Here is a 1,338-nt window from a genome sequence, read left to right on the forward strand (position 1 = left end):
AAATACTGACATCTTCCATCACAATACATCGCTTTCCCCCTCCATTTCTTTCAGCTTGGCTTCGGCTTCAGATTCTGTGAGGAATACTGTTTTGCCAATACCAGACAATGAAATCGTAAATTTTTTCTCACTATCTATATAAGCACTTTCCGGACCTGTTTCATTGTCAATCCATTTATGCAACCATTTTGCCTTAACCGCAATCTTCATCCAGTTTCTTTTTGCAAAGCGGAATGAAACAATTCGTGCCGGAAAATATGAGGGAATCTTATGGTCAATTATTGGAAGAATCGCACTATCTACATAAACGGTATCTCCCACCTTGCACGGCAACCGCAGAAGTAATCCCTGCTCTTCGGCTTGCTCTCTATTTGCAAGTCTTTCCGCAATCTCTTCCAGGGCTTTGTATCTTCCATCTTTCGCAAGCTGGGTAATGGTAATTCCCTCATCATCCAGTAAATCTGCTGGATGAAATAAAACTTCTCCATTCTCTGCCACATATGTTAATCTCTCCATGCTATCCCTCACTTTCTGCCCGAAGCCATTGTTCCACCTCTGTAACAGAACACATTGCTACGCCGCCCTCAATGGTCTTTACGCTCCCCTGCTCATATGTTTCGATTGAGCAAAGGAAATCTAAAAGTTCTTCATCCGTCATGCTCCGGATCCGGTCTGCATTGGTCTGCGGTCTGCATTCTTTCACAATCTCAAAGCACTCATCCTTCCAAGCTAAAACATTTTCTAGCTTATAGGAACTGTAGCCAACATGATAATAGTCCTCTCCGATTTCCTTGTACTTGATTTCGTAATATGGCTTTTTTCCTATCATTGTTACGATAATATCTAAGCAGGAAACTTTAATGCGTTCCGTTTTGCTATCCCGTGCCGCAGTTCTTATACACTCAATCATGACTTTCCTCGCTTTCTGCAAGTTTTGCATATTTCCAATCACATACATATGCCGGATCTTCAGCACTCCATGATGTAGTGCCCTGTTTCCATGCATACACTAATCCGTTGTTGTATTTTGCAAAATATCTCCGATCCCATCCACAGGATTCTCTATGTCTCACAAGAATCGGTGTATCAACTGGAACTCTACTCCAATCAACCTGTGGTTCAATCGGTTCGACATATTCGCTGTTCGCCCATTTTCTCGTCTTTATTTCACAATCTCTTATTGTGCCGCCATTAAAATTACACTCGTTGCACTGTGTTTTTCTGCAATTTTCCAGCTTTCCATTAACGACGGCAATGTTCCCCCCATTGCACGCGATTTCAATAATCTCTTCCGCATATTTTTCTCTATTCAGCATCTTTCTTCTCCTTCCCGTACCG

At 42.1% G+C, this 1,338-nt stretch carries 3 protein-coding genes; all 3 read right to left on the reverse strand.

The features are described 5' to 3' along the window. Nucleotides 1–18: 18 nt before the first annotated feature. On the reverse strand, nt 19–498 hold the full coding sequence (locus DW650_RS19280; RefSeq protein WP_147403028.1) for a hypothetical protein: 480 nt from the start codon (nt 496–498) through the stop codon (nt 19–21). A gap of 19 nt (nt 499–517) precedes the next feature. Then, a complete protein-coding gene (locus tag DW650_RS19285; protein WP_118210882.1) occupies nt 518–910 on the reverse strand; it encodes a hypothetical protein in 393 nt (130 codons plus the stop codon). Continuing rightward, nucleotides 903–1,338, reverse strand: a 436-nt coding sequence (locus DW650_RS19290; protein ID WP_207662854.1) for a hypothetical protein, incomplete at its 5' end; no start/stop codon positions are given. The genes DW650_RS19285 and DW650_RS19290, both read right to left, overlap by 8 nt.

Origin of the sequence: Roseburia sp. AM23-20, assembly GCF_003470905.1 — a bacterium.
Lineage (GTDB): Bacteria > Bacillota > Clostridia > Lachnospirales > Lachnospiraceae > Roseburia > Roseburia rectibacter.